The sequence below is a fragment of the Parasynechococcus sp. genome (assembly GCF_042954245.1).
In the GTDB taxonomy this organism is placed as follows: Bacteria; Cyanobacteriota; Cyanobacteriia; order PCC-6307; family Cyanobiaceae; genus Parasynechococcus.
In genome coordinates this window covers 1-7,919 of record NZ_JBGKDP010000019.1, presented here as the reverse complement: position 1 = coordinate 7,919, position 7,919 = coordinate 1, and the positions used below count along the sequence as shown (strand labels likewise).

The 7,919-nt window shown below is 59.7% G+C and carries 6 protein-coding genes and 1 pseudogene; 1 reads left to right on the top strand and 6 read right to left on the bottom strand.

The window, feature by feature from the left end:
• From ACGVJ8_RS00725 to ACGVJ8_RS00700, 6 genes and pseudogenes are all read right to left on the bottom strand, one after another.
• Nucleotides 1–399: ATP-binding cassette domain-containing protein (locus tag ACGVJ8_RS00725; RefSeq protein ID WP_392345029.1), on the bottom strand; the 399-nt coding region annotated here is incomplete at its 3' end.
• Nucleotides 396–833: an LptA/OstA family protein gene (locus tag ACGVJ8_RS00720; RefSeq protein ID WP_392345028.1), complete on the bottom strand. Its 438-nt coding sequence runs from the start codon at nt 831–833 to the stop codon at nt 396–398. The genes ACGVJ8_RS00725 and ACGVJ8_RS00720, both read right to left, overlap by 4 nt.
• A 50-nt stretch (nt 834–883) precedes the next feature.
• Nucleotides 884–1,240, bottom strand: coding sequence for a DUF309 domain-containing protein (locus ACGVJ8_RS00715; protein WP_392345027.1), 357 nt, complete (start codon nt 1,238–1,240; stop codon nt 884–886).
• On the bottom strand, nt 1,240–3,048 hold the full coding sequence (gene typA / locus ACGVJ8_RS00710; RefSeq protein WP_392345026.1) for a translational GTPase TypA: 1,809 nt from the start codon (nt 3,046–3,048) through the stop codon (nt 1,240–1,242). The genes ACGVJ8_RS00715 and typA overlap by 1 nt, the downstream gene beginning before the upstream one ends.
• Nucleotides 3,045–5,387 (bottom strand): annotated as a pseudogene (locus tag ACGVJ8_RS00705) (U32 family peptidase). The gene typA and the pseudogene ACGVJ8_RS00705 overlap by 4 nt, the downstream one beginning before the upstream one ends.
• Nucleotides 5,384–6,136, bottom strand: a complete 753-nt coding sequence (locus ACGVJ8_RS00700; RefSeq protein ID WP_392345025.1) for a M15 family metallopeptidase — start codon at nt 6,134–6,136, stop codon at nt 5,384–5,386. The pseudogene ACGVJ8_RS00705 and the gene ACGVJ8_RS00700 overlap by 4 nt, the downstream one beginning before the upstream one ends.
• A gap of 108 nt (nt 6,137–6,244) precedes the next feature.
• Here ACGVJ8_RS00700 and chlP point away from each other — a divergent pair, with 108 nt between their 5' ends.
• Nucleotides 6,245–7,627 carry a geranylgeranyl reductase gene (gene chlP, locus ACGVJ8_RS00695; RefSeq protein WP_392345024.1) on the top strand — a complete coding sequence of 461 codons (1,383 nt, stop codon included), beginning with the start codon at nt 6,245–6,247 and terminating at the stop codon, nt 7,625–7,627.
• The last annotated feature ends 292 nt before the right edge of the window (nt 7,628–7,919 follow it).

The following is a 7,919-nucleotide window of genomic DNA, read 5'->3' as shown; positions in this document are numbered from 1 at the left end:
ACCACGGCGGTTGATGAACGCAGTGAGGTGGAAGTCCTCAATCAGTTGCTGACGACGACCCCACCTTTGTTCGGTACTGAGATCGCTCTGCTCAAGGGCAATATCAAGGTTTTCGCGCACCGTGAGATTGCGAAAGACACTGGCCTCCTGGGGCAAATAACCCACCCCAAGCCGTGCCCGTTCCGGCATGGGCAGATCGGTGACTTGCCAACCATCAACAATCACCTCACCCTGGTCAGGGGAAAGAAGACCGATCACCAGATTGAAGGTGGTTGTTTTTCCAGCTCCGTTAGGACCCAGTAGGCCGACCACCTCGCCAGGGGATAGCTGCAGATCCAAGCGCTTCAGCAGCTGGCGGCCCCCAAGTGCGATGGTGACATTCGACAATTCCAGAGTCATGGAGTCACCGAGCTGGTCTCAGGATCGGCATCAGCCACGGGCTGACTGGGCTGAAGCGACCACTCACTGAACACCTGCTGACCAGGAAGAGGGGTGGCCATCGCACGACCTTCCTCGAGCAAATAAGTGAAGCGATCGGCGCGCAGCAGGTTGCCATCGTTCTGAATCACATCCACATCTCCGCTCAGCACAATCCTGTCTTCCTCCGTGAAGTACTGGGCCTGTCGGCTGGTGGCCACCAGACCGCGACCTGCATGCACCAAACGAACATTGCCGCTGGCAGTGATCACGCCCGTGTTGTTATCAGCCGATTGCAGATCCGATTCGATCGTGATCACCCCTGCTTCAGCAGGCTGCTGGGCCTGAACCGGAACCAAAGGACAAAGGGGTGCCAGAAGGGGCAGAGCTAAAAAAAGGGCTCCGGAACGGAGCATCACTTTGACTCCCACGCAAACAGCCCAAGTTCATCGAGATTACCGGCGCTTCAGTGTCGGCACTGCAGAACTGGGACAGTGCATGACTCGGGATCCCCATCCTGTTGAAGCGCCTCAAGCCGCTGTTGTGCAGCACGGCATAAGGACGCAAGGTCAAGGCCAAGATCTGGGGTTCCCGGGCGTTTCAAACGTCCTAAGGCTTCACCGAAAAGAATTGTGGCACCTCGCCGGTTGCCCCGTTGGAGGTGCAACTGCGCCACGGCCACTTGCAGGATGCCCTGCAAGCTGCGCCGTTCTGGATCAGCCGTTTCATGCCAAAGCTCTTCAAACAAATCGTGGGCGGCGTACCACTCACCGGCATTGAAGAGCTCCAGCCCCTGCTGAAAACGGGGATCCACCTGCGGCATCAGCGCTTGGACTTCGCCGGCTTCTTGCCGGGAAGTTTGCGCAGACGGATCGACTCGGGGGTGACTTCGAGCATCTCATCGGGTCCGATGTATTCCAGTGCACGCTCAAGGGTCATTTGAACCGGTGCTTGCAGCGTGTCCAATTCCTCAGCGCCAGCCGAACGCATGTTGGTGAGCTGCTTGGTCTTGCAGACGTTGATCTCCAGATCCTGGGGACGGTTATATTCTCCAATGATCATTCCCTTGTAGACCTTGGTGCCAGGGCTGATGAAGAACTGACCGCGATCCTCGGCGTTCTTCAGGGCATAAAAGGTTGCCGTTCCCTCTTCGAAGGCGATCAGAACACCATTGCGACGGGTGTCGAATTCACCCATCATCGGCCGGTATTCATAGAAGGAATGGCTCATGATTCCTTCGCCGCGGGTGGCGCGGATGAATTCACCCCGGAAACCGATCAGACCGCGGGAGGGAACGATGAACTCCAGCTGGGTGCGGCCATCAGCGCTGGTTTCCATGTTCTGCATCTCGCCCTTGCGGGTGCCCAATTTTTCAATACAGCTGCCGACCGCTGGTTCAGGGACATCCATCACCAGGGTTTCCACAGGCTCACAAGGGGTGCCATCAATGGTGCGGTAGATCACCTGGGGCTGGGAAACCTGGAACTCATAGCCCTCACGGCGCATGGTCTCGATCAGGATACCGAGGTGCAGCTCACCACGACCACTCACTGCAAAACGGTCGGGTGAATCGGTGTCTTCCACACGCAGGGCCACGTTAGTGAGCAACTCACGCTGCAGGCGGTCACGCACTTGACGGCTGGTGACGAACTTGCCTTCCTTGCCTGCAAACGGGGAATCGTTGACGACGAAAGTCATCTGCAGGGTGGGCTCATCCACCTTGATCAGCGGCAGAGCGGTGGGCTCATCCGGGCAGGCGATAGTTTCGCCGATGTTGACGTCGTCAAAACCGGCAACGGCCACCAGATCTCCAGCGGAAGCCTCTTCAATCTCGACGCGCTGAAGGCCCTCGAAGCCCAACAGCTTGCTGATGCGGCCCTTCTTGACGGAACCGTGGTCTTTGATCAGTGCAGCACTCTGGCCCTGCTTGATTTTGCCGTTGTGAACGCGGCCAATGATGATCCGGCCCAAGAAGTCGGAATAATCAAGGGTGGTGATTTGCAGCTGGAGAGGCTTCTCCGGATCACCAACCGGGGGCGGAACGTGGCGAAGGATGGCATCGAACAGCGGACGCATGTTGTCGCTGTCGGTCTTCATGTCGGGCTTGGCGAAACCCCCAAGACCGCTGCCGAAGAGATAGGGAAAATCGCACTGATCGTCATCAGCACCAAGTTCGATGAACAGATCGAGCACCTTGTCGACGGCGGTCTCGGGATCCACCCGAACACGGTCGATCTTGTTGACGAACACGATCGGACGCAGGCCCTGTTCGAGGGCCTTCTTCAGCACAAAGCGGGTCTGGGGCATTGGGCCCTCATTGGCGTCCACGATCAAGAGACAGCCGTCGACCATGCCCAGCACCCGCTCCACTTCACCGCCGAAGTCGGCGTGACCGGGAGTGTCAACGATGTTGATCCTGGTGTCGTTGTAGGTGACGGCTGTGTTCTTCGACAGGATCGTGATACCCCGCTCACGCTCCAGATCGTTGGAGTCCATCACACAGGTGGGGACAGCCTCGTTGTCACGGAAAATTCCTGACTGCGCCAACAGCGAATCGACCAAAGTCGTCTTGCCGTGGTCAACGTGGGCGATGATCGCGATGTTGCGAATCGCCTTGTTGTTGGCGCTCATGCGGGCTGACCGTAAGTATTTGTGAAGAACGCCAAAGGCGCAGTGCGACAGGTTATCTCAACGTGAGAATCGACGGTGCGCTCCGGAGCCTTGCTCCGCAGACTGCCGCGGGTGACGCCGAACTGGCGGTGGATCTGCTCCTGGGACCAAACGTCCTGGGTCGCCTCCGACCTGCCAGAGCCTCGGCGTAAAGGCTGACACGCCGTCGCGTCGCAATGGCATCCTCATTGAGCAGTTCAAGGCGGATCCTGCGCCCGCCCGCAGCAGCGACGGAGGTGCTTCCACACCCGACTGAGCTGTTTCATTGAAGAGGGTGTTGCGACAACCCAGATCAGCCCGCAGGAGATGTTCAACGTCGCTGCGATCTCGCAGGGTGACGTGGTGCTTTTCACAGAGACGACCGCAATCGGTGTGGTCCTTGCCGTCCGAGAGGAACGCACAGAACAAGCAATGCTCCATGTGGAACAACGGTATGTGCTGAGGCAGGGTGACCTCCAGCAACGCTGGATTAACGGCAGCGGCCAGATCTGACAGTTGTTACAGGTTGAGATCGTAACTGGCCATGAGCCGCTGCAGCTTCCAGTGGTCGCGATACCAGTGGAAACTCAGGGGGTTGGTGGTATTGAGGGAAAAGTCGCCAATGCAAGGGGCCAGCGGCGTCAGCACCTTCAACTGATCGGCATTTCGCACCAGGAAGCCGTCGGGGCGGGCGCGAATCAAAAGGCTCAAGACTCCAGCGTTCATCCGGCCGTGTGATCCGTGTCCCGGCCAACCAAACACCTTCCGGCCAGCAGCCTCGACCGATCGCCACCGCTTCCCGCAGCTCCCGGGGCTGCTCGAGATCCGCAACCACCGAGCGAATCGGCAGACCCGTGCCCGAGAGATCCGCCAAGGCCTGCAACTGCTCCAGGCTGCGCACCAGCACCACCAAGCCTGGCTTGGTCTCGCTGAGGGAGGGCTCAGCTGGGGGAGACATCTGGGCTAGAAGCTCTGTTGGGTCTGTCGTTTTGGTTGATGCAGGGCTAGGGGCTGAATCGGTGCTGTCAGCCAGCGAGACCTTCAATTGCTCCAGCAAAGCCCTACGCATGCGGTTCAGTTCGGCCATGGGCAGAAAAAGATCCCCCTCTAGCTGGACCTCCAGATGTTGAAGCGGCCAGCCGGTTCCACCCAGGCGTCCCAGTTGCTGCTCAAGCCGTTCCCGATCGAGGGGGCGCTGCGAAGCGCTCTGCAGCGGCATGGTGCTGCAGAGCTGCAGATCCAATCCCTGGGGTGCCAGCAAGTGCAACTCCAGCGGTGCCTTCAGCCGACCGGACACCCGCAGCGCCAGATCCCGGGACCGAGCCTCCACCGTGCGGCGGGCAGCCCGCTGCCAACGGGACTGCCAATCGGGACCACTGGTGAGCCAGACCAAGGCGCCAGGTCTCAAGCCAGAGCCATCCAAACGCTCTGACCCGAGGCGCAGCTTCCAGCGTTCATCCGCTCACACACCATAATCCGGCTACCGATCTCCCGAGGCGGCTGCAGGGGGTCGGACGACAGCTGTTCCAGCACAAGGCCCTGACCGGGTTGCAGCTGTTCCCGGCTGCGCAGATGCAACCAACTGCCCTGTTCCACCCGCAGCAACTGCCCCAGAAGCGGGCCCCGCTTCTTGCTCCAGCGGCCATGCACCAGACGGCGATGGTTCACCACTTCCAGCCAACCTGTGGACAGACCTCGGGAAAATGCCAGCTCAAGCTGGCGTTGCACCTGTGACAACGAAGCGGGGGTCTGATCCAGGCGCTGCCGATAGGCGTCGGTGACGGCAGCCACGTAAGCAGCGTCCTCCAGGCGCCCTTCGACTTGAGGCTGGCCACGCCGATGCGCTGCAACTCCGGCAACAGCTCCCAGGCCGCTAGATCCTGGGGCGAGAGGAGGTATCGCTGGTCTTCAAGAGGGTGGGGTTGACCGTCCACCACCATTTCGTAGGGCAGGCGACAGACCTGGGCACACTCACCTCAATTGGCACTGCGCTGCCCGAGGGATTCACTGGTCAGATATTGACCGGAATAGGCGACGCAAAGGGCGCCGTGCACAAACACCTCCAACGGCATCGCAAGGTTCCGCTAGACCAGTTGTGTCTGCAGGCGCTCAAGATCACGCAGGGCCAACTCCTGGGCCAGCATCACCCGCTGATGCAGCCACTGCATCAGCGGGGGCAGGTCATCCAGTCGGAAGTTCTCAGCCCGCTGCCGGGTGTTGAAGGCATCAACGCCGAAATACACCGCATCGGCACCGGAGGTGGCGGCTGCCCTCATCGCAACCCAGTCGCCGGCGGGTGACAGCAGTTCGGGGACGTTCAAGAGTCGCGCCTGGAGAACCGACTGGCCGGCTCAAACAAACGCAGTGCATCCGCATTGCCCTCGTAGCGCCAATGCCAGGGTTCGTACATCACACCCTGTTTGTTGTCCTCAGGGAAGGACAACACGAAGTGATATCTGGCCGCATAGTCCTGCAACCAGCGAAAGGCTTCGGTGTCTTGAAAGCTCTGGGAGAGGTTGGTTTCAGGAAAACGGCCATCGCCGAGATCCACGGCATAACCTGTGCTGTGCTCGGAGTAGCCCGGAGGAGCCGACACCTGGGCTCGCTCTTCGGCGGTCTGGTTCCGTTCGGAGGCCACGTCAAAGAAAATCGATTCCTGAAGGGCCAGAGAGCGGAATCCACTGAGCAGACGCAGATCGACTCCGTCAGCCAAGGCGGAACGCATCATCGTGTTGAGGGCCTCGGCGGCCTCCACATTCAGCTCAATCCCCGGTTCAAAGACGATGAGTTGATCGGCATCCGCCTCTCCATAAGGGAAGTGACCAAGCAGACGGCCATCGACGTCGGGACGTTCTCGAAAACCTGAAATCTCTAGGCTCTGGGTGGGCTGCCGCCGGGACAGCAGGCTGGGAGCCAGCATGACCGCAGCCAGGCTTCCGGCACAGATGAGAACGAGCCCGAACAGCAAACCAACTGCGCCATCTCCCTTGCGTTGACGCGGCTGTCGTGTTCGACGGGCGACCGGAATGTCCTCCCGCTCGGTGCGTCGCGCAGAGGAGGCCCGAGCCAAGGCGCTGATGCGTGTTGTTTCGATCGTAAAGGCAGCAGCCAGGTCAACCCACAATGGCTTTTGTGGCAGTGATAGCTTCACAAAACAATCCAGCGGAGACGGGCTGAGATGTTGCGAGTTGCGGTGATCGGCGGTGGCCCCAGTGGCTCCTGTGCTGCCGAAATTCTGGCCAAGGCGGGAATTGAGACTTGGCTGTTCGAGCGCAAACTCGACAACGCCAAACCCTGTGGTGGGGCTATTCCGCTCTGCATGGTCGAAGAGTTCGACCTGCCCGACGAAATCATCGACCGCAAGGTCCGCAACATGAAGATGATTTCCCCATCCAACAGAGAGGTGGATATCAAGCTGGACCCCCTCGGCTACGACGAAAACGCCTACATCGGCATGTGCCGTCGTGAGGTGTTCGATGCCTTCCTTCGCAACAGAGCCGCCGATCTAGGCACAACCCTGATCAATGGCCTGGTGCAGAAGATCGACACCGGTACGGACCGTCAGGGCCCTTACACCATCCATTACGCCGACTATAGCGGCGGTGGCCCTACCGGTGAGCAGAAGACCCTGGCCGTGGATCTAATCATTGGTGCCGATGGCGCTAACTCCCGGGTAGCGAAAGCCATGGACGCCGGCGATTACAACGTGGCCATCGCTTTCCAGGAACGGATCAAGCTTCCTGCTGAGGAGATGACCTATTACGAAGATCTGGCTGAGATGTACGTCGGAACGGACGTCTCGCCCGACTTCTATGCCTGGGTGTTCCCCAAATACGACCACGTTGCCGTGGGAACGGGAACCATGCAGCAGAACCAGAGCCTGATCAAGGGTCTGCAGAAGGGCATCCGTGAGCGGGCCAACAAGCGTCTGTTCCAGGGTGAAGTGATCAAGGTGGAAGCTCATCCGATCCCCGAGCACCCCCGTCGGCGTCGGGTCGTGGGCCGTATGGCCCTGGTGGGCGATGCAGCGGGCTATGTCACCAAGAGCTCCGGGGAAGGCATTTATTTCGCTGCCAAGAGCGGCCGGATGTGTGCCGAAGCCATCGTGGAAATCTCCAACAACGGTGTCTCCATCCCCACTGAAAAGCAGATCAAGTCTACCTACCTCAAGCGCTGGGACCGCAAATACGGCGCCACCTATGCGGTGCTCGACATCCTGCAGCGAATCTTTTACCGCAACGACGCTGCCCGGGAAGCCTTCGTCGAGATGTGCGACGACAAGGACGTGCAGAAGCTGACCTTCGATAGCTATCTGTACAAGCGGGTGGTGATGATGAACCCCTGGCAGCAGATCAAGCTCACCCTCCGCACCCTGGGCAGTCTGATCCGGGGCGAGGCCCTGGCTCCATCCGTTTACAACCCTGTTCCATCGGCCGTTGGCCGTTCCGACGGCGATTTCCTAGCGGAGGAAGCGGCCCAGCAGATCAAGGCTCAGGCTGGCGAATCCAAGGAGACTAACTTCAAGGGTTCCGAATCGAAGGAAAAGGCCAGCGTCTCCTGAGAGAGGCCGGCCCACAACATCGCTGAAGCTGCTGGTTAGTTTCGCGACTCGATTGCTTTGCAAGCGGCATCCTTTACCCGCTCAATGTTCTTGGCGGGAGATGTTTCTTTCTTGGTCGTGCACCCGACGTTGATGGCGTAAACGGCGGTGGCAGCGAGGATCACCGCCGCAATCACGGCACGGTTCCCAGATCATTGCCTCCTCGCCGAATCACCACAAGCTGCTGGGTGGTGTTCGTCTCTTGATCAGACATTGCGGCTGAATGGCAGCCCTGGCCTCTGCTTAACCGCAG